Here is a 21,931-nt window from a genome sequence, read left to right as displayed (position 1 = left end):
TTTGGATACCAGCAATATGCTTGCCAAAAATTAATGAACAGTAAAAAACAACGAAATAAACCAATTGGTCAGCTTTTTGCAGAAACCCTCCATGAAACATTGAGCAGCCTGCCTGTAGCCAAAGGCAGGACACCCCGAAACACCGCAAACAGACTGCTAGCGGAGAGAGCTGTGATCGAATTCCTTCTAAATGGTCAAATTGAAAAACTTGACCAGATCGACCCAAATTTGAGCATCCTGGAATGGTTACGCACCAAAATGCGACTTACCGGCACCAAAGAGGGATGTGCTTCCGGTGACTGTGGCGCCTGCACTGTCATTACCGGTGCACCTGGCCCGGACGGGAACACCCGCTATCAGGCAATAAACAGTTGCATCACCCTTCTGGGCAGTCTTCACGGCAAGGAGCTGATCACCATAGAGGCTTTCCAGCAGGAGCCAGGGCATCCCGTTCAGAGCAATATGGTAGAAAAGCACGGTGCCCAGTGCGGTTTCTGCACACCAGGCATTGTTATGTCCCTGGCAGCCCTGCACGCCAATCGAAAAGAAGGTGAAACCGGCAACAGCCAGATTCTTGAAGCTCTGTCTGGCAACCTGTGCCGGTGTACCGGCTACCGGCCTATTATTGAGGCAGGCCATCAGGCCATGGTTGAGGAATGGAAGCCGGGTTCAGATCATCCCGCAGCAGCAATGGCCAACGGGCTCCCGGCAACGGAGCTGGCGGGGATTCATCAGGACAGTTTTACCCTGACGACACCCCTGGGCGCCCGCTATGACTCCCCTGTGAGCCTGGAAGAACTCCGCGCCCTGCGCCGCGAAGCGCCCGATTCACGGCTGGTGGCCGGAGGCACCGATCTGATGCTGGAGATTACCCAGCAGCTCAGAACCCTGGACCACCTGATAAGCCTGGAGCGCATACCCGAACTGCAGGGTTGCACGCTGGACGGCAATGAACTTGTGATCGGCGCCGCTGCAACTTACCAGCAGTTCCGGGCTTCCCTGTGCGAACTCTGGCCGGCCTTTGACTCCATGCTGGACCGACTGGGATCTCTCCAGATCCGCAACCGGGGCACGCTGGGGGGCAACATCGCCAACGCATCGCCTGTTGGTGACATGCCGCCGCCCCTGATCGCCCTCGGTGCGACACTGGTACTGGACGGCCCCGAAGGCGAGCGCCGCCTGCCACTGGAAGCCTTTTTCCAGGGCTATAAACAAACCAGTCTCCAGCCCGGCGAGTTCATTCACTCTGTGCGGGTACCAGTACCCGAAGCCAACGAGGCGCTCTACATCTACAAGGTCTCCAAACGCCTGGATGATGATATTTCGGCGGTTCTGGGAGCCTTCCGCCTGACGGTCGATAACGGTGTTGTCCGTGCCTGCCGTCTCGCCTTCGGTGGCATGGCAGCCATCCCTGCGCGGGCCGCCCAGGCAGAAGCCGCCCTGACCGGCCAACCCTGGAACGAAGAATCCCTGCAGACCGTAATAGCGGCCCTGGCCAGTGATTTCTCGCCGCTGAGCGATGTTCGTGCCTCCTCCACCTACCGGCTGCAGGTTGCGGGAAACCTGTTACGACGCACCTTACTGGCGTCTACCTCTCTGCCCGGCGAACAACTGATGGTGACCGACTATGCGTAAACTACCCCTGAACACGCCAGCTCCGGCGCACAGCGCCCGCGGACTGGCTGGTCACAGCGTCAAGCACGACAGTGCCTGGAAACACGTCAGTGGCCAGGCGCGCTATATTGATGACATGCCCACGCCTGAGGGCATCCTCCACGCAGCTGTGGGCCACAGCGAACAGGCACATGCCCGCATAGTGTCCATGGACCTGGACGCAGTTCGCCAATACCCCGGTGTTATTGCAGTCATTACCGCCAAAGACGTGCCCGGGCACCTGGATATCGGGCCGGTTTTTCCGGGCGACCCGGTACTGGCTGACGGAATTGTTGAATACATCGGCCAGCCGGTCTTCGCCGTCGCCGCAACTTCCCATGAAGCGGCCCGCAAGGCAGCGAAGCTGGCAAAGATTGAGTACGAGGCCCTTGATGCCGTCGTAACCGTTACCCAGGCGCTCAACAAAGAGTTCTTTGTTCGCCCCAGCCAGACACAACAACGAGGCCAGCCTGACCTGGCGCTGGCACAGGCGCCTAACCGTCTCAGCGGAGAACAGTTCGTAGGTGGTCAGGAACACTTTTATCTCGAAGGCCAGGCATCGCTGGCCGAGCCTACCGAAGACCGGGGCATGTTCGTTCATACCTCAAGCCAGCACCCTTCTGAAGTTCAGAAGCTGGTGGCTGAAGTACTGGGGCTGCCCATCCACGAAGTTCATGCTGAGGTGCGCAGAATGGGTGGAGGTTTTGGTGGCAAGGAAACCCAGGCCGCACCTGTGGCCTGTATCGCGGCACTGCTTGCCAATGCCACCAACCGACCGGTGAAATACCGTTTGTCCCGCCCGGATGACATGATCCAGACCGGCAAACGACACGACTTTTACAACACCTACGACATAGGCTTTGATGACGATGGCCTGATCCTCGGCGCTGACCTTATGGTTGCCGGGCGTTGCGGCAATTCCCCGGACCTGTCTGACGCCATAGTTGACCGGGCCATGTTCCACGCTGACAACGCCTACTACCTGGACCAGGCAAGGGTGACAGGTCACCGCTGTAAAACCCACACTGTATCCAATACGGCATTCCGGGGGTTCGGCGGCCCGCAGGGCATGATGATCATCGAGCACGCCATGGACGATATTGCCCGCCATCTCGGCCAGGACCCGCTCGACATCCGCAAACTCAACCTCTACCGGCCGGGACGGGATACGACCCACTACGGCCAGACAATTGAGCAGCACGTACTCCCGGAACTTCTCGGGAAACTCGAGGCCAGCTCCGACTACCGCAAAAGGCGCAGTGACATTACTGCCTTCAACCAGTCCAGCCCGATACTCAAGCGTGGTCTGGCTCTGACGCCGGTTAAATTCGGGATATCGTTCACCGCCAAGCACCTGAACCAGGCGGGCGCTCTGGTAAACATCTATACAGATGGAAGTATTCAGGTAAACCATGGCGGTACCGAGATGGGGCAAGGCCTTTACATCAAGGTGGCGCAAGTTGTGGCATCGGCCTTCCAGGTCGACATTGAACGCGTAAAGGTATCCGCAACCCGTACCGACAAGGTGCCCAACACCTCACCTACTGCGGCATCATCGGGCTCCGACCTGAACGGCATGGCAGCACTGGATGCCTGCGAGAAGCTTATGGCCGGCCTGACGGAATTTGCGGCCACCCACTGGTCCGCTACACCCGAAGACGTGACATTTGCGGACAATCAGGTACACATCAACGACCTGACAATGCCCTGGGAAACCTTTATCCAGGCCGCCTACATGAACCGGATTCCCCTTTCATCATCCGGTTTCTACGCCACACCAAAGATCCACTACGATCCCAAAACAGGTACGGGGCACCCGTTTCTGTACTACTCAAACTGCGCTGCCTGTTCCGAAGTAGTGGTGGATACATTAACCGGGGAATACCGGGTAATGCGCACCGACATCCTTTTCGACGCCGGACGTTCGCTGAATCCGGAGATCGATATTGGCCAGATTGAAGGTGGTTTTGTTCAGGGTATGGGCTGGCTCACCACCGAGGAACTGGTTTACAGCAATGATGGCAGGCTGCTGACCAACGGCCCCGCCAATTACAAAATTCCTGCGGTATCAGACTGCCCGCCGGATCTGCGCGTCGGGTTGCTGCCAGACAGCCCGAACCGCGAAGCCACGGTATTTCATTCCAAGGCCGTGGGCGAACCACCGCTGATGCTCGGTATAGCTGTATGGAGCGCGCTCCGCGACGCGGTTTCCAGCGTCACCGGCTATCGCTTCAGCCCGCCACTGGACACGCCTGCAACGCCAGAGCGGGTACTGGCTGCGATCACCGCGTGTCAGGCATCGCAGGAACAGCATAAGGAGACTGCCTGATGGATCGCCGGCTTAACTGGTACCAGGCCGTTGCTCTGTGTGAAGACCAGGGCGAGCCCTATGTTCTGGTGACGGTACTGGGAGTTACAGGTTCAGTGCCCCGCGAGCCCTCCAGCAAGATGGTGGTCACGGGCACGCAGAGCTACGACACCATTGGTGGCGGACACCTGGAATACCGGATCTGCCAGCAGGCAAGGGAGCACCTGGCGAGGCAGGACTTTACCAGCGAAATGGCCAATTTCCCTCTGGGCGCGAGCCTTGGTCAGTGTTGCGGCGGAAGCGTCTCGGTTCTCCTGGAGGCTAACCCGGGGTGCGAACAGGAACTGGTTATTTTTGGCGCTGGCCATGTAGCTAAAGCCCTGGTGACAATTCTCGGCGGATTGCCCTGGAGAATAACCTGGGTAGATGAACGTGCCGACCAGTTTCCGGCAGAGTGCCCGGGCAATGTCCGCATTCACCATACGGATGATCCTGTCGGTGATGCACCGGCACTATGTGCCGGCAAGCAAGTGCTGATTCTGACCCACAACCACCAGCTGGACTTCGATCTCTGCCGTATCCTGCTGACCAGCGGGGACTGCGCAGGCATTGGCCTGATCGGCTCGGACACCAAGGCCGAGCGGTTCCGCAAACGACTGGACCACAGGGGCTTCAGTGCCGCCGACATTAACAGCATTCGCTGCCCCGTCGGGCGCACCGATGTACCTGGAAAACGCCCGATGGAGGTCGCTGTTTCTATCAGTGCCGAACTCCTCACCCTGGCCGTCTCGCCTTCTCAGACAACACCAGCTCGCCGGGGTCTGCCCTGGAAGGAGCTCAAGGGACTGATCAAAAACACTGAGACAGGAGACATCTCCGAATGACCGCAGAAACACTCAATACCCTGCCCCGGGATGAAGCAGAAGCCCAGCTGCGAAACTGTTGTGCCGCTGAAACCTGGGTGGAGGGCATGCTGGAAGGCCTACCCTATCGTGACAAAAGTGCCCTGATCACTCAAAGCCGTGACCTGTGGCCAAAGCTGACAGAACAGGACTGGCTTCAGGCCTTCAGCGCACACCCGAAAATAGGCGATATCGACAGTCTGCGAGCGAAATACGCCAGCACCCGGGCAATGGCCAGCGGTGAACAGGCAGGTGCCCGCCAGGCCCCGGAGGACATTCTGCAGCGCCTGAAGGCCGGCAACGACGCCTATCAGGAGAAATTCGGCTTTATCTTCATTGTGTGCGCGACCGGCAAATCCGCCGGGGAAATGCTGGAGCTTCTGGAAGCTCGCCTGACTCAGACCCGGGCCCAGGAAATAGCCACCGCCGCCGCCGAACAGGCAAAAATCACCGAACTACGACTGGAGAAACTGCTATGAGCCAGAAGAGCCCCGTGACTACGCACATTCTGGACCTGGGGAGTGGGACTCCTGCAGCCGGGGTGAACGTTGCACTGTACCGGATCAATGGCCAGAACGAGACTCCCGTCGCCCAGGGCACTACCGACGGTGACGGACGCGTGATGAGCTGGTTCGACACTCCCATCGCAACCGGCCATTACCGGCTCCGGTTCGCCACCGGCGAGTGGTATCAGTCCCGTGGCCTGGACACCTTCTTCCCCGAGGTCTGCCTGGATTTCCAGGTCAGTGACCCGGACACCCACTACCACGTCCCACTACTGCTGAACCAGTGGGGCTTCTCAACCTACCGGGGAAGCTGATGAGCACATTCTCCGACACAACACTGCCCCATGGCTGCGAAGCGCATCGTGGAACCCTGCTGCATTTCCTGGATGATCCCGGCAATGATCCTGAACCCAGGCCGAACAGCGTGGCGTATTTTGAGGACGGCCTGCTTGTTCTGCATCAGGGCAAGGTGCTTGCCGCAGGCACAGCCAGCGAATGGCTCCCACGGTTGGCCGCCACCACTCAGGTTACCTGCTGGCCGGATGGCCTGATTGTTCCCGGTTTCATCGACACACACGTCCATATGCCACAACTCGGCGTTATGGCCAGCTACGGCACACAACTGCTCGACTGGCTGGAAACCTACACCTTTCCCCACGAGGCGCGTTTCAGCGATGTCGACTGGGCCGGAGTCGAAGCCCGCCGGTTTGCCGATCTGCTGTTGTGTCACGGCACTACATCGGCACTGGTGTTCTGCACTTCACACCCGGAATCGGTGGACGCTTTGTTCGAGGCCGCCGAAGAACGCGGCATGGGGCTGACCGCCGGCAAGGTAATGATGGACAGGTACGCACCGGCGAATCTCAAAGACACCACCTCCGGGAGCTACACTGACAGCCTGGCATTGCTGAAAAAGTGGCACCGCCGTGGCCGCCAGCGTTACGCCATTACGCCCCGCTTTGCCGCCACCTCCACGCCGGAGCAGTTAGCTCTCGCAGGACAGCTGGCTGAAGAGTACCCGGATGCCATGGTTCAGACCCATTGGGCCGAAAACACCGGGGAGATCAAATGGGTCGGCGAACTCTTCCCCGAGCGCACAAGCTACCTCGACATCTACGATCATTATGGTCTGCTCGGAGATCATACCGTGCTGGCCCACGGCATCCACATCAATGATGAGGACCGCCAGCGACTTGCAGACACAGGCAGCAGGGTTGCCTTCTGCCCCACATCCAACACCTTTCTTGGTAGCGGCCTGTTTGATTTCCGCGCAGCCCGCGATGCGGGCGTGGCCGTAGGTCTCGCCTCGGATGTCGGCGGCGGCACCAGCCTTTCTATGCTCGCCACCATGGCCGAAGCCTACAAGGTCTGCCGCCTGCGCGGGCAAACCATGACGCCCTGGCAGGCGTTTTACCTGGCCACTCTTGGTAACGCCCGGGTACTGCACCGGGATGAAGATAGTGGCAACTTCGAGCCGGGAAAAATCGCCGATTTTGTCGTGCTAGATCATCACGCCTCGCCGATGCTTGCCATGAAGGAGCCCTACATCAACAACCTTTCGGAAACACTTTTCAACCTGATGATCCTCGGGGATGACCGCGCCATCGCCGCAACGGTTGTGGCCGGTCAGGTGCGATACCTGCGGCCCGCGCTGCCTCAATCCGGAACTTCGCCCACCCATTCTCACACGCAAGGAGCCTGACCCATGGAAGCATATCTGAGCGAATGGCTATCCCTTCTCGTTCGCTGGTTTCATGTTATTGCCGGAGTCGCCTGGATCGGTGCCTCATTCTACTTTGTCTGGCTGGATAACCACCTTCGGGAACCTCCGGAATGGAAAAAGCAGGAAGGCATCAAGGGTGACCTTTGGGCCATCCATGGTGGTGGCATCTATGAAATCGCCAAGTACGAGCTCAGTCCCAGGGAAATGCCCAAGGAACTCCACTGGTTCAAATGGGAGGCTTACGCGACACTGTTAAGCGGCTTGTCTCTGCTGTTTGTTGTCTACTACATGGGTTCACCCGGTTACCTGATAGATCCATCGAAAGCAGACATCAGTATCGGCACCGCCATAGCCATTGGCCTGGGCACCATCGCTGTCGTGCTGGCCATATACGAAGCGCTGATTCGCAGCCCGCTGGCAGACAACGGCAAGGCCTTCGGCCTGATACTGTTCGCCATTCTGGTACTGGCAGACTGGGGCCTGTTCCAGGTGTTCACCGGGAGGGGTGCTTACATTCATGTGGGCGCCATAATAGGAACCATCATGGTGGCCAATGTCTTCCTGGGGATTGTTCCCTCCCAGCGGGCGCTGGTAAATGCCATCGAGAAAGGTGGCGATCCGGGTGCTCGTGTGGCCCGCCTGGCTATGCTTGCCAAGCTGCGGTCCACTCACAACAACTACCTCACCCTGCCGGTTTTGCTGATCATGATCAGCAACCACTACCCTTTACTGTATGGACACTCCTACGGCTGGGCCGTTCTTGCCTCGATTGGATTTATTGCCGCTTTTGCCCGGCATTATTTCAATTTGCGACACAGAGACATCAACCAGCCATGGATACTGGTTGTTGCTGCCTTTCTCACCGCCACTCTGATCTGGGCTATCGCCCCTGCTCCGGTCACATCAGAAACTGCCGATGGTCAGGCTGTAAGCGACGAAACCGCCAGTGCAATCATAAGCACTCACTGTGTGGCCTGCCATTCCAGTGCCCCCAGCCATCCGGCATTCCAGTCGCCGCCAGCAGGTATTATGTTTGATGAACTGTCACTGCTGGCTAATCACGCAGGCAAGGTTCGGCAAGTGGCCGTTGACTCCCATTACATGCCCCTGGGCAATGTTACCGGTATGACCGACGAGGAGCGCCAGCAACTTGGACAATGGCTGATGAGCAACAAGCCGGAGTAAACAGGCAAAATAAAAAGGCCTCCAACAGGAGGCCTAGGATAATGGTTTTACTTCATGGTTATTGCTGCTTCATCGCTTTGGCTGTTTTCTCCGCCGCATCGAAGTTGGCCTGAATACGCTGCAAGAGGTAATCACGGGCTGAAATCGGGGGATACTTCTTCTCCGGGCCCTGGATGATCTTGTCCTTGTTGGCCTGGCAGAAGAACGCCATGCTGTAGCGGGGACCATTATAGTCACCCGGCTTCGGCATCCGCACTCTGTGCAGGGTGGATTTCAGACGGTCATCACTCCAGCGCATGAGCATGTCGCCGATATTACAGGTTATGCGCTCTTCCTTCGGAGTAACAGTGAACCATTCACGCTCATCGCCTTTATCTTCTGCGTTCTTACCCGGGCTTACCTGCAAACCGCCCTGATTCTCCTGCTGAAAGACCATGGTAAGGCAGTCAAAATCGGTATGCGCCCCCGCCCGCCAGATCGATGCATCCAGAGTTGAGTCTTCAGCCAATGGCAGGTAATGCAAAAGACGCAGCGTGCTCTGATACTCTGCCGAGCTCCGGTCATGGGCATGGGTGAAGAACTCCCGTTCGAAACCCAGCCTCTCGGCAAAACACGACAAGACCTTCATACCCAGTTGCCAGGCATTGTGTTCAAAATCCAGCATGACCCTCTGAAACTCCGGCACCACAGTCTGGTTTGGCCAGAGATCATCCATGTGCGGCAGAGTAATCTGGAAGGATTCCTTGTCATCGGCCGTACCGGTTGAAGGCCGCACCTGTGACCTGAACTCCCAGCCAGAGTTGAGGCCCTTTTTGAGTGGGTAGCGCTGTTTCTCTGGCTCAGGTAACGCGAAAAATTGTTCAGACAGGCCGAAGGCCTGCTTTATCAACGCCAGATCCAGACCATGTCCTGACAGCTGGAAAAAACCGACTTCCGTAGCGGCCTGCCACAATTGATCGGTAATTTCTTCCCGGCGCAGTTCGAAGTCAGTCAGGTCAATTACGGGGACGTCACACTCAATTTCCTTCCCCATACCACCGAAGGTAGTTTCCAGGTTCAGTTCTTTGAGTGCGTATTTTTCTTGAGGATTAGTCATTGAGCCTCCCGGGCATAACATCAGAAGATAAACAGTGTCCGGAGGCAAACTGGTGTGAAAACCGGGCGGTCAGGCAAACTCATAGCCGTCGCCGCCAATCACGCCTGTTGCGCATCCGATCAGCGACTGAGCAATGACCCGAAACCCCTTTTACAGAGGATCCCTGACAGCTTCTACTCAGAGTGGCAGGCTATCAATCTGCAGCCTGCCTTAACTCCGGAAATGCAGCAGGATCCATGCCAGCATACTTACTTTAAAACTCCCCCCATAACTTCCCTCGCACCGCCAACCCGGCAGATAACCCGCCTCCTACTGAACATCAAAACGAACCAATTAAGGGCAAGCCCCGGATTTCTGCCCCAATACAGCACCCTCCAACACAGTTTGCCTGGCCAGAACCATTGCCCTGACCATACGGTCAATAAATGGAAGAGTTCTTGCATCCGAATCAGAGCCAAACACCCAGCAAAAGAGTAGAAGCTGTCAGAGGCGCTGCAGACAAGCGCCAGCCTCGGGACATTGCTCTTGGTAACATGAAGGAGCAACCATTGAACTATCTGATTCAGAACGCCAAAGCCATAGCGTCCGACACAGCCCCGGACGCCCGGGATATACGTATTCGCGACGGCTACATTGTCGAAATGGGGCTCAATCTGGCCCCGACGCCGGAGAGCCCGGAAACCCTTGTTGATGCTTCCGGCTGCGTCATATGGCCAGGCCTGGTCAACACTCACCACCACCTTGCCCAATCCATCATGAAAGGTGTCCCGGAAGGGCTCAACCACAACCTGGGCGAATGGCTGAGCAGCGTGCCGTTTCGTTATTGGCCAAAGGTAACGCCCGACATGATGTATCACGCTGCACGCCTCGGCCTGTATGAGCTGATCCGGTCCGGCGCCACAACCTGTGCTGACCACCATTATCTGTACCACAGCACCACCAGCCCCGAGCTTGAAGAGGCGGTCTGGCAGGCCGCAGAGGAACTGGGAATTCGTATGGTTCTCTGCCGCGGCAGCGCGACAGAGGCAGGGTCTCATGAAGGCATGATCGAGCACGGGGTTGCACCGGAAAGCATAGAGCAGATCATTGACCGCCTTGATGCCACTCGGAAGAAGCACCATCAGACCAGCCCTGACGCCATGAAGAAACTGGTGGTCGCTCCTACCAGCCTGATTCATTCAAGCTCGCCGGAAGGGCTTAAAGCCCAGGCCCGGTGGGCCAGGGAAAACGATCTGAAAATGCACTCCCATCTGCTCGAGGTGAGCTTTGACGAAAACCAGGCCCAGAGCAAATACGGAATGAGTGCCATCGACTACGCGGAATCCTGCGAATGGGTGGGGCCTGACGTCTGGTATGCCCACCTGGTACACAGTGATCCCCATGCCATAAAACGTCTTGCAGCTACAGGTACGGGCATTGCCCACTGCCCTACATCAAACTGTCGGCTGGGCAGTGGCGTAGCTCCGGCCATTGATATGGAGGCTGCGGGCATCCAGATAACTCTGGGTGTGGACGGTTCGGCGTCAGCAGAGTCGGGCTCCATGCTCCAGGAACTCAACCTTGCCTGGCTGATCCACCGTGCGATGAAAGGGCCAAGGGCCACCACACTGGAACAGGTACTTAAATGGGGCAGCCGCAATGGCGCTCAGATGCTGGGGCTGCATGACACCGGCACTCTGGACGTTGGCAAGGCCGCCGATCTGGTTCTGTATGACATTGACCAACCCCGTTTCGCTGGTGTCCACAGCCCTCTGATGGCGCCACTTATGTGCGGTGAACCTGTGCACGTGCGGGACAGCTTCGTGCAGGGGCGGCAGATAGTAACAGGAGGCCAGGTAAATGGGCTGGATGAATCCGAACTGACCCGAAACGTTCAGGACTGTGTTTCCCGGCTATTACGCGAAGCCTGACAAGCAAAACGCAAAAAGCCGGCAGGATACGCTCCCGCCGGCCCGGATAGCCCGTTAACAACCAGCCTTATTTGGACAAGGTGGCAGTCATCCCTTCCACGTACCAGTCCATACCTGCCAGTTCCTCATTCGTCATGGAAACGCCTGCAGGAACACGCAACTCACCCGACTGATCTTTGAGCGGCCCGGTAAATGGATGGAACTCGTCGTTGGTCAAGGCATCAATCACCGAATTGACCTTCTCCTGCTGCTCCGCAGAGAGACGTTCACTCAATCCTACAACCTCAACGGTACCCTCAGACATTCCACCCCAGTAATCTGCAGGCTCCCAGGTACCATCCATAACAGACTGCACGGTCTCGATGTAATAAGGCCCCCAGTTATTCACAACGGATAACAGGTGCGCGTCTCCGCCAAACCCGCGCATATCAGAGGCCTGACCTACGCCCCATTTTCCGCGTTTGTCGGCAGCAATCAGGGGAGCCGGGCTATCTGTATGCTGAACAATGACGTCTGCGCCCTGATCCATCAAAGCATTGGCAGCATCGGCCTCTTTAGCGGGATCAAACCATGTATTGACCCAGATAACTTTTAACTCAATATCCGGGTTCACTTCCTTGGCACCGAGATACACAGCATTGATATCACGGATGACTTCAGGAATCGGGAAAGACGCAATATAGCCAAGGGTATCTGTCTCTGTTGCCAGACCTGCGGCCACACCTGTTGCATAACGGCCCTCATAGGTAACAGACAGGTAGGTACCCAGATTTTCGTCTCTCTTGTACCCGGTAGCATGCAGGAATGTTATGTCCGGATACTCTTTTGCGACCCGTAAAGTGGGGTTCATGAAACCAAAAGACGTTGTGAAGATGATCTCGTTACCTGCCTGTGCAAGACGCCTTATTGTGCGTTCAGCATCAGCGCCTTCACTTACATTTTCCACATAGGTGGTTGCAACTTTTTCACCGAAATGATCCTCCAGAGCAAGGCGGCCCTGATCATGCTGATAACTCCAGCCGTGATCCCCGATAGGACCAACATAGACAAAACCAACTTTCGTAGGGTCATCTGCCATAGCAGATGTGGGCAGCGTCAGTATCGCAGCGAGCACCAGACCAGACTTGAGTGTCATCGAACTTCTCCTTGCGGATTGCATCTCAGATAGTTTCTGAAGTGAAAATGCTTCAAAAGGTCTTTTGCAAAAAGCTGGCCAAGAGTTCAGTTTTTGGCAGGGGGCGCTGATAGCGGGCACAGCCTGTAGGAAAAGCCGACAGTTTGCGGAATTCACTTAAACCAGGAAGTGAAACGCACCAAACTGAGACAGATACTGCACGGTTCTGTGCCAATGAGATGAACCAGAGCGGATTCGGGCAGTCGGCGGAGCCAGTCGTTTTGTTGTAGTGGAGGAAAACCGTACAATGCCATTGGTGATCACTTGGTCGCTACACCATATGCGTTCAGCCTCTGAACATTTCTGAACAGCAGTACACGAGGTTAAATGATGGGTAACCGGCGGTTACAGCTGTCCAGAATTCAGCAGGTGCTTGACCACGTCCATCACAACCTGGATAAGCCGCTGGCTGTGCCTGCACTGGCAGAACGTTGTGGCCTCTCACGCTGGCAGTTCAACCGCATTTTTGGTGGTCATTCGTGCCACCTTCGATAATAACTTCCCCCTGCCGGTCCTCTGTGGGGCGCTTGCTAATCGCGTTTATAACCCCGCCCGGAGGCGTTTCAACAATAGGTGCCTCCACTTTGAGTGCAGTGCCGGTTACAACAAGCGGGCTGAGTAACTCGGGCTGGTTATCGAGGGTCTGCGCCATGGCAACAGGCACAGCGCCCAGCCAGGCTATGGATGCTGCAGAACCTATGCCCTTCAGGCGCCGGCGAAGAGGGAAAGTGCTAGGAGACATAGTGCGGGCTCGAACAAAGTGTTGGCGTCTTATAGCGCCAGGCGAGTGATAATCGTAATTAATAGCATTTAAAAGCCGTTATTGAACAGAACCTCAACCAGTAGCCGGACCAGGCAGTCTTGAAAGCTGGATGGGTAATCTCAGTGACCGCCAGGCATGAGCGCCCCACTCATTGGCGGCTATAGAGGAAGGTATCGTTTACAAAATCGAACTGAAGGCATCAAATGCAACCTCTATTCTGGCCCCCTTTATCCAAAGACCCTATATTTCGCAAGGACACTTACTGCACATGAATAACACAGATCTGGTTTTTCAAAGTTATGGACGGTGCTGTAACCGTGATGAGTTTTTTGTCGATTTTTATGAGTATTTCATGTCAAGTTCAGAGGCTATCAAAAAACGCTTTGTGAACACTGATATGGCCGCACAGAGGCACCTGTTGCGCAACGGGGTACTGCAGCTGATCCTGACAGCACGAGGAATGCCAGACCGCAAACTCAAGGCACTTGGTGAAAGCCATAACCGCTCAAACTATAACATTCAGCCTGAATGGTACTCACTGTGGCTTGATGCACTGATGAAAACCGTGCGCCGCCATGACCCCCAGTACACCAAAGAACTCGAAAACGCGTGGAAAGAAGTGCTGACACCGGGAATTAATCTGATCCGGGGAGCTTATTGAGCTACCGGAAACCAGAGGGTGGCAAAGCAGAAGGCTGATATCTCTTGATTCAGCCTTTTGATTTCCACACACTTGCAGACCGGCCCGCCCTCAAACGAAAACTGCTTTTATGCTCTATAAATTGCTGCCCGGTCTGCTTTGGTTGCAGGGATACACAACCCATACGCTAAGACAGGATGTGATATCAGGCCTCGCCATTGGCGTCATGTTGATTCCGCAAAGCATGGGCTATGCGGTGCTCGCAGGCTTGCCACCGGAGTTCGGGCTCTACGCCTCAATCTTCCCACCACTTTTATACGCCTTACTGGGAACCTCCAACAAGATCTCCGTCGGGCCGGTAGCTCTGGATGCCATACTGATCCTCTCCGGCCTCAGCGTGCTGGCCGAGCCCGGATCAGACCAGTACCTTCAGCTTGCAATAGAGCTGACCCTGCTGGTGGGTCTGATCCAGTTCCTGTTCGGACTTCTCCGGTTTGGTTTTATAGTGAACTTCCTCTCCTACCCGGTTGTCGTTGGTTATACCTCAGCGGCAGCTATTATCATCATTGGCAGCCAGCTCCAGAATCTGACCGGTTTTCATATAGACAGCGCAAATGTGCTGGACCTCTGCTGGCAACTATTAACAAACATAAGCCACTGGCACCCGATCACCGTGGGCATCGCAGTGGCAAGCCTGCTATTTATTTTTTTCTGCAAACGCCACCTGCCAAAATTCCCTAACGCTCTGATGCTGCTTGTCGGCACCATGTTGCTCTCCGGGCTTTTTCATGCGGGACAGGCGGGGGTAGAGGTAATCAATTCTGTACCAAAGGGCTTCCCGGCACTTCAGATACCTGATATCAGTTTTGCGAAGCTTGGAGAGTTACTACCAGTGGCGTTTACAGTGGCTTTTATGGGATTCGTGGGCACTATGTCCATCTGCAAATCGCAGGAGTCGCCGCAGGACAGACATAGCGTACAGCCTAACCAGGAGCTGGTCGCGCTTGGTCTGGCCAATGCCCTGGGCGCGATGTTCCGCAGCTTTCCGGTATCCGCCAGCTTTTCACGCAGTGCTGCTTTGCGGGAGGCCGGGGCATTGACCCAGGTATCTGCAATCGTTTCTTCTGGCCTGATTGGCGTCACAGTCGTCTTTCTTACGCCACTGTTTACCGACTACCCCTTACCAAAGGCCGTTCTGGCAGCAATCATCGTGATGTCGGTACTGGGGCTGTTCAAGTACAAGGAAATGAAAGCTCTGTTCCAGCAGGACAGAAAAGAATTCGGGATCCTGATGGTCACTTTCCTGATCACATTGTTGCTGGGTGTTCAGCAGGGATTGCTCGTGGGCGTGGCAGTATCGCTGTTGCTGGTTATCTACAACAGCACAACCCCACACATCACAGAGCTTGGCAAGATCGATGGAGAGGATCTCTACCGGAACATCCACCGTTTCGAAAGTGTCAGTGTACGTAAGGATCTGCTGATTTTTCGCTTTGATGCGCCGTTGTATTTTGCCAACAAGGACTATTTCAAGTCGCGGCTGTACAACATGATAAAGCAGCGTCCCGAGGGTTCACTGAAGGCCGTAATACTGGATGCACAGGCCGTCAGCAGTATCGACAGCACCTCGCTGATCATGCTGGAAAGCGTGATCGAAAACCTGCAGGGACAGGGCATCCAGTTTTACCTTGTGAGCCTGATTGGCCCGGTTCGTGACACTCTCACACACTCAGCGGCATTGCGGGAGTATTTGCTGAATGAGCACATGTTCCCCCAGATAACTGATGCCGTGCTGTACATTGATCAGGGCATCAGCTCCCGGGCTTCAATCGCCAGACAAAGTAATGCCGCAAAAACCCGACGGCGCCAGAAATGATGCTCTGACTACGCCCGGCTTTCCCGCTCAACTGCCCCTGGCCCGCCTGCGGCCAGTATGGCTGCGCCATACACACAGACAGCCATCACCATCACAATAGGCAGCAGCGATCCGCCAGCCAGAGAAGTCGATAATGCGCTTATGGCGCCAGCGATTGTGAACTGCGCCGCCCCGAGCATCGCCGCAGCAGTGCCCCCAAGATGGGGAAAGAACTCCAGCGCATTGGCCATATTGTTGGGAACAATTGCCCCCATGAAACCAACCGACATAATGATGCAGATAGCGACAACCCAGTAGGGAGCGCCAGCCCAGGCGCAGACCACCAATACGCTGACAGCAATAGCCTGCAGAAACACGCAGGCTCTGAGTATCCGCACCGATTGATACCGCTTAAGCAGTCGACGGTTCAACAGGTTCAGGCCTGCCATTGCGACAATATTGGCGGCAAACAGCGTGGAAAATGTGGCGTTTGAGAGCCCGAACCATTTCTGATAAATAAACGATGCGTGGGTGATAAACACAAGCATGGAACTGAAACACAGCGCCTGCAAGCCCACAAACCGCATGGTTACACTGTGGCGGAGAACCAGCCCATAGTTGGTAACCAGAGTAGACAGGGGCGTCTGTTCCTTTTGTCGGGGGGGCAACCGCCGGAACAGTACGAAGTGAAGAACAACCGCCAGGAGCACGCCATAGCAGGCCAGCGCTATAAAGATCGCATGCCACTCGCTCAGATACAGCAGCAGGGTGCCAATTGAGGGTGCCGCCGCTGGAGCTATGAACATCACAAGACCAATCAGCCCGAACAGACGCGCAGCGTCCTGCCCGTGGGTCTGGTCCCGGACAATAGCGGGGACAGACACCGCACAAAATGCCCCGCCAACACCCTGTAAAATACGCCAACCAAGCATCTCCGGCAGCGTTTGTGCCTGCGCAATCATGAAGGCAGCACAGGAGAACACTGCCAGCCCGGTTAGCAGAACCTGCTGTCGTCCATAACGATCAGACAAGGGGCCGCCCAGCAACTGCGCAAGCCCGAGGGCACCGACATATGCGCTGAGCGTCAGCCCGACACTTCCATGGCCAACACCCAGCTCATCAGCAATAAGGGGAAAGGCAGGCAGGTATGCGTCAAGTGCAAGCGGGCCAAGCGCAACGGTCATACCCAGAAGGATGGCCAGCTGAAGATGGGATAAGGGTGTTGTTTTCAAAGCGCTATTCGAACTGAAAGTTGAACAGGAATGATCAGACTGAACATGGAAAACCTTACTTTGTCAGGGTATTTACCAGGCAGCCAGGCTACAACTTCAACGCAAAATACACTCCCGACTTAAAGCCTGGCTGATATTGCGGCGTTTATCGCGCAGCCTGTTGCCTTTACTGTTTCCGTAACCTGCACGAAGCTGGGACTGGATCTGCTTCAGTTTTCGCCGGTAACCGGCGCAGGCGTCTTCCTGCCTGGCAACGGCTTTCGCTTTTGCCTTGCCAGGCTCTGAATCGCGTTTACGGTCAGATGAGAGCATTCCCTGAACCTGCCGGTGGATTCCTGAAACCCGCTTGTGCTGCTGCAGGTTAACCACCATGGGCACAGTCACTGGCGCAGCAACATCAATGGGCCGATGGCTTTTGTCAGATGGCGGGTTGTCCGTAAAATGGACCACACCCTCGGCATCTGTCCAGGTATAAATACCGGCAACAGCCGGCAAAGAGAATACCAACATCAGAATCGCTAAAGCCATAATCCCTGGCACGAGCATCCACTCCCTGTGGTGACGTTAATTGCTGAAGCAGTATAACGCGCACAACAGAGAATGGCATGAGGCATCGCAGAAGCCGGCACATGGTGCCGTAATATTTACTGGTCGAGCAACTCTATCCAGTGCTGTACCGGCACCTGTGATTTCGTTTCAAGATGCATCTGACAACCGATATTGGCCGTTACAATACGATCAGGATCATCAATGGTCAGGGCCTTGAGCTTGTTACCCAGCAACTTCTGGCTAAGCTCTGGCTGCAGTACTGAGTAAGTGCCTGCCGAACCACAACACAAATGCTTGTCTTTGGTAATAGCGAGATTAACGCCCGCCCTGGTCAGGACCTGCTCTACGACGCCGCTCTGTTTCATGGCGTGCTGCAATGAACATGGGCAATGGAAAGCTACTTTCCCGGGACTCTGCTTGACCTTGAGTGGCTCAAGATCCTGTTTCAGCAGGAAGGCGCCAAGATCTGTACACAGCTCACTGACCTTCTGAGCTTTTGCCGCATACACAGGGTCATCTCTCAACAGGTGCCCATAGTCCTGAACCATGGCTCCGCAACCAGACGCAGTCATCACCAGAGCCTCTGCGCCAGCGTCGATGGCAGGCCACCAGGCATCAATATTCTGACGCATACGTTCCAGGCCTTTTTCATGCTCGGAAAGGTGATAATTCACCGCACCGCAGCAGCCAGCTTCCGGCGCTTCCACCATGGTAATACCGAGCCTGTCCAGAACCCGGGCCGCCGCCGCGTTAGTGTTCGGCGTTGCAGATGGCTGCACGCAGCCGGCCAGAGCCAGAACAATCCGGTTATGGCTTGCCGCCGGCCAGGGGCTTGCCTGTTTTTTGGGAGGTACTTTGGCACGCAGTTTACCAGGCAGTATGGGCGTGAATGCCTGCCCGAGGCGTAGCATGAAACCGAAAAGCGCACGGTTGGGAAGCACCCGTGCCAGAGCCCAGCGCATCCATTTGTCTTTCGGAGCCCGGGGCAGCTCTTTATCGATGAGGTTTCGGCTGATGTCCACCAGGCGGCCGTACTGCACCCCGGAAGGACAGGTGGTTTCGCAGCTGCGACAGGTGAGGCAACGATCAAGATGCTCTCGGGTTTTTTCAGTAACTTCGGCGCCTTCAAGGAACATTTTCATGAGGTAAATGCGGCCACGGGGACCGTCTCGCTCATCGTTCAGCTCCTGATAGGTCGGGCAGGTTGCGGTGCAGAAGCCGCAGTGAACGCATGCTCTGAGGATGGCTTCTGCCTCCTGCCCTTCTGTTGTATTGGCAAATTGTTGAACCAGGTTAGTTTGCATGTTTTACCTGCTAAAGAATCTTGTTCGGTGGTGTCGCGATCAGGCAGATGTGTCTCTGAAACACGCTGTGAATACTTCCCTGTCCACTTGGCGAAGCCATCCATGGCTTCGCACAGTTTCAGAGACACATCTGCCTGATCACTCATCTGACCTTGGCGAGCTTACATCCAGCTATACAGTCGACCGGGATTAAATATCCCATCGGGATCAAACGAGCTTTTCACTCGCTGCTGGATCGTTTTAAGGGCATTGGGTTGGCTATGCATTACCTCACCAGTGCGATCGCCTCCACGGAACAGGCTTACCTGCCCGCCAGCGGCGCGAGCCAGTGGCTCCATGTCGCCGAGTTCTCCAGCTCCCCGGAACCAGCGCTGGGAGCCGGCCCAGTCGATAAACCACTCACCATCCAGGCCCGGGTTAGTTGCCGTGGAACCCACCGAGAAGCGCCAGAGCGGCGCACTCTGGTCTGCGAAGAATTCATGTTGCATGTCCTGAACCGAGCGCCAGAAAGCCTCGCCATTTGCCATGATGTCGCCACTCCACTTTTCAGCGGTTGCTTCAACGGCTGTTTTTGCGCCAGAGAGACGCAGGTAGACCTTACCGTCGAACCAGCAGGCAGCAGTAATTGGCTTAGGCTCAGCAGCTCGGCTATTCATGTAGTGCAGCACTTCATCTATTGCCATGTCCTGCACCAGAGTCAGGCTCGCTGCCGGGCCGGGCATGACTTTCAGGCTGATTTCAGTCATTACACCCAATGTACCCAAGGCGCCGGCCTGAAGCCGGGAAACGTCGTAGCCAGCAACGTTTTTCATGACTTCACCGCCAAAGCGCAGGTGTTCGCCTTTACCATTGATCAGACGTATACCCAGCACCTGATCCCGGACTGACCCTGCCCAGGGTCTTGCAGGTCCGGAGAGGTTGCAGGCAAGTGTGCCGCCAATGGTAGAACCCGGGCCAAAATGCGGAGGTTCAAAGTGCAGCGCCTGGCCTTGTTCCGCGAGCGCGGTTTCAATGTCGATCAGAGGCGTGCCCGCACGAACCGTCATTACCAGTTCAACAGGATGATAATCCACGATCCCTGTATGTCCGCTAATGTCCAGAGTGCCGGCATCGGCGTTTGCTTCCCGGCCTATAAAAGTTTTACTGCCACCACCAACGATGTTGAGTTTCTCTCCGCTTGTGCGGGCCTGGAGCACTTGCTCCTGAAGTTTTTGTGAGATATCAGCCATGTGCGGCTTCCGTATGTTCGTGCTTGTGTTGTTTGTGCTCGAGCGAGCGATATTCCTGACAGAATTTCAGGGCGGGCACGGCTTTACCCGGGTTGAGAATGCCCGTTGGATCGAAAGCGGCCTTTAAATCATGAAACTGCTGGAGTTCCTGGTCGCTGAACTGAACAGCCATCTGACGGATTTTCTCCACGCCCACACCGTGCTCACCCGTAATACACCCACCGACATCAACACACATTTTCAGAATGGAGGCGCCGAAAGCCTCTGTACGTTCAAACTCTCCCGGCACGTTGGCATCGAAAAGGATCAAAGGGTGCAGGTTGCCATCACCGGCATGGAAGACGTTTGCCACACGCAAACCAAACTCTTCAGACAGCTTCTGCATGTCTGTCAGTACCTGGGCGATATGGCGACGAGGAATCGTACCGTCCATGCAATAGTAATCCGGAGAAATACGCCCAACCGCCGGGAAGGCGGACTTCCGGCCCAGCCAGAGCAGCGTTCTCTCCTGTTCGCTTTGGGATGTGCGGACAGAAGTAGCTCCGAGTTTACGGAAAACAGCCTCAGCCTCGGCAATATGCTCATGCACCTCCTCTTCCGTACCATCCACTTCACATAGCAGCAAAGCTTTGGCCTCGCGGGGGTAGCCTGCACCGGCGAAATCATCGGCGGCGACAATGGCATGGCCATCCATCATCTCCAGCCCACCGGGAATAATGCCGTGAGAGATAATCCCGCCAACCGCATCACCGGCTTTCTGAACACTGTCAAAGCCGGCCATCACCACCCGTGCGACTTCAGGTTTGGTCAGTAGTTTTACCTTCACTTCTGTCACAACACCCAGCAGACCTTCCGAACCAGTAAACACGGCAAGCAGATCCATACCGCAGCCATCCAGGCCATCGCTGCCAATGGTAACCACATCACCCTCAGCTGTGACTATTTCGACGCTGAGAATATTGTGCACAGTCAGCCCGTACTTGAGGCAATGAACGCCGCCCGAGTTTTCCGCCACATTTCCGCCAATTGTGCAGGCAATCTGCGACGAGGGATCGGGCCCGTAGTAAAGGCCGTACTGCGCTGCCTCTTCGCTGATGGCAAGGTTACGGACACCAGGCTGAAGCCTGGCCGTCCGTGCCAGCGGGTCAATGTTCAGAATCCGATTGAATTTGGCCAGCGAGAGCACTATGCCCTCTTTGTTCGGCATAGCTCCCGCGCTCAGGCCGGTACCTGCGCCCCGGGCAACAACAGGAACCCCGTGTTCGTGACAGATACGCATTACCCGCTGCACCTGAGTAACGGTTTCCGGCAGCACCACCAGCAATGGCATTTCGCAGTACATCGACATGCCGTCGCATTCGTAGGGCTTTATTGTTTCGTCGTCTGTAATGACGTAGTCCGGATCAATAAAGGTCCGGAACTGATCAGCCAGTTCTGCTTTGCTGATCCTTGGCTTGGTTGTCATAACGCCTCTCTCAACCACGTTGAGTTTCGAAATGGTCTATCCCCGCCTGGGCACAGTCCATATCCTGCTGCGGCGTGCCGGAACTCAGCCCTATGCCGCCTACGACCTCGCCATCAACAATCACCGGCAGGCCGCCTCCAACGGAACTTATGCGCCCCCCCACTTCGGTGTGAATGCCAAACGCCAGGCTTCCCGGCACATTCACCGAATTGTAATCATGGGTAGCTTTTTTTGCCGCAGCCGCTGTAAACGCTTTGTCCTGAGCAATTGTAACACTGCTGGTCTTGCCGCCATTCATGCGCTCGAACGCAATCAGGTTGCCAGACTCATCCACAATGGCGATACACATGGGAACACCAATATCCCGCGCTTTGGCAGCAGCACCTTCAATCAGTAACCGCGCCTCGGCAAGATCAAGCCTCTTTATCGTCAACATA

General features: G+C 55.9%; 19 protein-coding genes. 10 read left to right on the top strand and 9 right to left on the bottom strand.

What is annotated here, in order from left to right; genetic code table 11:
• The first annotated feature begins 171 nt into the window (after positions 1-171).
• Genes xdhA through CPA50_RS00905 form a run of 7 tightly spaced genes read left to right on the top strand, consistent with a single transcriptional unit; the run spans position 172 to position 8,277 of the window.
• Positions 172-1,635 carry a xanthine dehydrogenase small subunit gene (gene xdhA, locus CPA50_RS00935; protein ID WP_096782269.1) on the top strand — a complete coding sequence of 488 codons (1,464 nt, stop codon included), beginning with the start codon at positions 172-174 and terminating at the stop codon, positions 1,633-1,635.
• Positions 1,628-3,982: a xanthine dehydrogenase molybdopterin binding subunit gene (gene xdhB / locus CPA50_RS00930; RefSeq protein ID WP_096780627.1), complete on the top strand. Its 2,355-nt coding sequence runs from the start codon at positions 1,628-1,630 to the stop codon at positions 3,980-3,982. Before xdhA ends, xdhB begins: the two co-directional genes overlap by 8 nt.
• Positions 3,982-4,845 (top strand): xanthine dehydrogenase accessory protein XdhC, encoded by an 864-nt coding sequence (gene xdhC / locus CPA50_RS00925; RefSeq protein ID WP_096780626.1) that lies wholly within the window; start codon positions 3,982-3,984, stop codon positions 4,843-4,845. The genes xdhB and xdhC overlap by 1 nt, the downstream gene beginning before the upstream one ends.
• Complete coding sequence (uraD, locus tag CPA50_RS00920) at positions 4,842-5,342, top strand: 2-oxo-4-hydroxy-4-carboxy-5-ureidoimidazoline decarboxylase (RefSeq protein WP_096780625.1); 501 nt, start codon at positions 4,842-4,844, stop codon at positions 5,340-5,342. The genes xdhC and uraD overlap by 4 nt, the downstream gene beginning before the upstream one ends.
• Positions 5,339-5,683 (top strand): hydroxyisourate hydrolase, encoded by a 345-nt coding sequence (uraH, locus tag CPA50_RS00915; protein WP_096780624.1) that lies wholly within the window; start codon positions 5,339-5,341, stop codon positions 5,681-5,683. The genes uraD and uraH overlap by 4 nt, the downstream gene beginning before the upstream one ends.
• Complete coding sequence (gene guaD, locus CPA50_RS00910) at positions 5,683-7,071, top strand: guanine deaminase (RefSeq protein ID WP_096780623.1); 1,389 nt, start codon at positions 5,683-5,685, stop codon at positions 7,069-7,071. The genes uraH and guaD overlap by 1 nt, the downstream gene beginning before the upstream one ends.
• Before the next feature lie 3 nt (positions 7,072-7,074).
• Positions 7,075-8,277 (top strand): urate hydroxylase PuuD, encoded by a 1,203-nt coding sequence (locus CPA50_RS00905; protein WP_096780622.1) that lies wholly within the window; start codon positions 7,075-7,077, stop codon positions 8,275-8,277.
• Between the two features lie 58 nt (positions 8,278-8,335).
• Here CPA50_RS00905 and CPA50_RS00900 read toward each other — a convergent pair whose 3' ends face one another.
• A complete protein-coding gene (locus tag CPA50_RS00900; protein ID WP_096780621.1) occupies positions 8,336-9,373 on the bottom strand; it encodes an isopenicillin N synthase family dioxygenase in 1,038 nt (345 codons plus the stop codon).
• A gap of 425 nt (positions 9,374-9,798) precedes the next feature.
• Here CPA50_RS00900 and CPA50_RS00895 point away from each other — a divergent pair, with 425 nt between their 5' ends.
• Positions 9,799-11,283, top strand: a complete 1,485-nt coding sequence (locus CPA50_RS00895; protein WP_227519435.1) for an amidohydrolase family protein — start codon at positions 9,799-9,801, stop codon at positions 11,281-11,283.
• 67 nt (positions 11,284-11,350) lie between these two features.
• Here CPA50_RS00895 and CPA50_RS00890 read toward each other — a convergent pair whose 3' ends face one another.
• Both CPA50_RS00890 and CPA50_RS00885 read right to left on the bottom strand, forming a co-directional pair.
• Positions 11,351-12,418 (bottom strand): BMP family ABC transporter substrate-binding protein, encoded by a 1,068-nt coding sequence (locus CPA50_RS00890; protein ID WP_096780620.1) that lies wholly within the window; start codon positions 12,416-12,418, stop codon positions 11,351-11,353.
• 493 nt (positions 12,419-12,911) lie between these two features.
• A complete protein-coding gene (locus CPA50_RS00885) occupies positions 12,912-13,199 on the bottom strand; it encodes a hypothetical protein (RefSeq protein WP_096780619.1) in 288 nt (95 codons plus the stop codon).
• A 289-nt stretch (positions 13,200-13,488) separates the two neighbouring features.
• Here CPA50_RS00885 and CPA50_RS00880 point away from each other — a divergent pair, with 289 nt between their 5' ends.
• Entirely contained in the window at positions 13,489-13,881 is a 393-nt protein-coding gene (locus CPA50_RS00880) for a globin (protein WP_096782267.1), read from the top strand.
• A gap of 109 nt (positions 13,882-13,990) precedes the next feature.
• The gene (locus CPA50_RS00875; RefSeq protein WP_096780618.1) at positions 13,991-15,736 is read left to right on the top strand and encodes a SulP family inorganic anion transporter; all 1,746 of its coding nucleotides are present in this window, start codon (positions 13,991-13,993) and stop codon (positions 15,734-15,736) included.
• Positions 15,737-15,744: 8 nt separating this feature from the next.
• On the opposite strand, the gene CPA50_RS00870 is transcribed toward CPA50_RS00875, so the two are convergent.
• From CPA50_RS00870 to CPA50_RS00845, 6 genes are all read right to left on the bottom strand, one after another.
• Complete coding sequence (locus CPA50_RS00870) at positions 15,745-16,947, bottom strand: multidrug effflux MFS transporter (RefSeq protein ID WP_227519434.1); 1,203 nt, start codon at positions 16,945-16,947, stop codon at positions 15,745-15,747.
• A gap of 96 nt (positions 16,948-17,043) precedes the next feature.
• Positions 17,044-17,493, bottom strand: a complete 450-nt coding sequence (locus tag CPA50_RS00865) for a DUF4124 domain-containing protein (protein WP_264753978.1) — start codon at positions 17,491-17,493, stop codon at positions 17,044-17,046.
• 98 nt (positions 17,494-17,591) lie between these two features.
• Entirely contained in the window at positions 17,592-18,800 is a 1,209-nt protein-coding gene (gene glcF, locus CPA50_RS00860; protein WP_096780616.1) for a glycolate oxidase subunit GlcF, read from the bottom strand.
• Between the two features lie 161 nt (positions 18,801-18,961).
• Complete coding sequence (glcE, locus tag CPA50_RS00855) at positions 18,962-20,029, bottom strand: glycolate oxidase subunit GlcE (RefSeq protein WP_096780615.1); 1,068 nt, start codon at positions 20,027-20,029, stop codon at positions 18,962-18,964.
• Complete coding sequence (locus tag CPA50_RS00850) at positions 20,022-21,494, bottom strand: FAD-linked oxidase C-terminal domain-containing protein (protein ID WP_096782265.1); 1,473 nt, start codon at positions 21,492-21,494, stop codon at positions 20,022-20,024. Before CPA50_RS00850 ends, glcE begins: the two co-directional genes overlap by 8 nt.
• A gap of 10 nt (positions 21,495-21,504) precedes the next feature.
• Entirely contained in the window at positions 21,505-21,930 is a 426-nt protein-coding gene (locus tag CPA50_RS00845) for a GlcG/HbpS family heme-binding protein (RefSeq protein ID WP_096780614.1), read from the bottom strand.
• Position 21,931 lies beyond the last annotated feature (1 nt).

Origin of the sequence: Marinobacter sp. ANT_B65, assembly GCF_002407605.1 — a bacterium.
GTDB lineage: Bacteria > Pseudomonadota > Gammaproteobacteria > Pseudomonadales > Oleiphilaceae > Marinobacter.
This window is presented reverse-complemented; position numbering and strand designations above follow the sequence as displayed.

What these genes read in the sequence shown, in the direction of transcription:
- xdhB (WP_096780627.1), top strand. Translation starts at nt 1,628, where the DNA reads ATGCGTAAACTACCCCTGAACACGCCAGCTCCGGCGCACAGCGCCCGC.
- xdhC (WP_096780626.1), top strand. Translation starts at nt 3,982, where the DNA reads ATGGATCGCCGGCTTAACTGGTACCAGGCCGTTGCTCTGTGTGAAGAC.
- uraD (WP_096780625.1), top strand. Translation starts at nt 4,842, where the DNA reads ATGACCGCAGAAACACTCAATACCCTGCCCCGGGATGAAGCAGAAGCC.
- uraH (WP_096780624.1), top strand. Translation starts at nt 5,339, where the DNA reads ATGAGCCAGAAGAGCCCCGTGACTACGCACATTCTGGACCTGGGGAGT.
- guaD (WP_096780623.1), top strand. Translation starts at nt 5,683, where the DNA reads ATGAGCACATTCTCCGACACAACACTGCCCCATGGCTGCGAAGCGCAT.
- CPA50_RS00905 (WP_096780622.1), top strand. Translation starts at nt 7,075, where the DNA reads ATGGAAGCATATCTGAGCGAATGGCTATCCCTTCTCGTTCGCTGGTTT.
- CPA50_RS00900 (WP_096780621.1), bottom strand. Translation starts at nt 9,373, where the DNA reads ATGACTAATCCTCAAGAAAAATACGCACTCAAAGAACTGAACCTGGAA.
- CPA50_RS00895 (WP_227519435.1), top strand. Translation starts at nt 9,799, where the DNA reads ATGGAAGAGTTCTTGCATCCGAATCAGAGCCAAACACCCAGCAAAAGA.
- CPA50_RS00890 (WP_096780620.1), bottom strand. Translation starts at nt 12,418, where the DNA reads ATGACACTCAAGTCTGGTCTGGTGCTCGCTGCGATACTGACGCTGCCC.
- CPA50_RS00885 (WP_096780619.1), bottom strand. Translation starts at nt 13,199, where the DNA reads ATGTCTCCTAGCACTTTCCCTCTTCGCCGGCGCCTGAAGGGCATAGGT.
- CPA50_RS00880 (WP_096782267.1), top strand. Translation starts at nt 13,489, where the DNA reads ATGAATAACACAGATCTGGTTTTTCAAAGTTATGGACGGTGCTGTAAC.
- CPA50_RS00875 (WP_096780618.1), top strand. Translation starts at nt 13,991, where the DNA reads ATGCTCTATAAATTGCTGCCCGGTCTGCTTTGGTTGCAGGGATACACA.
- CPA50_RS00865 (WP_264753978.1), bottom strand. Translation starts at nt 17,493, where the DNA reads ATGCTCGTGCCAGGGATTATGGCTTTAGCGATTCTGATGTTGGTATTC.
- glcF (WP_096780616.1), bottom strand. Translation starts at nt 18,800, where the DNA reads ATGCAAACTAACCTGGTTCAACAATTTGCCAATACAACAGAAGGGCAG.
- glcE (WP_096780615.1), bottom strand. Translation starts at nt 20,029, where the DNA reads ATGGCTGATATCTCACAAAAACTTCAGGAGCAAGTGCTCCAGGCCCGC.
- CPA50_RS00850 (WP_096782265.1), bottom strand. Translation starts at nt 21,494, where the DNA reads ATGACAACCAAGCCAAGGATCAGCAAAGCAGAACTGGCTGATCAGTTC.
- CPA50_RS00845 (WP_096780614.1), bottom strand. Translation starts at nt 21,930, where the DNA reads ATGTTGACGATAAAGAGGCTTGATCTTGCCGAGGCGCGGTTACTGATT.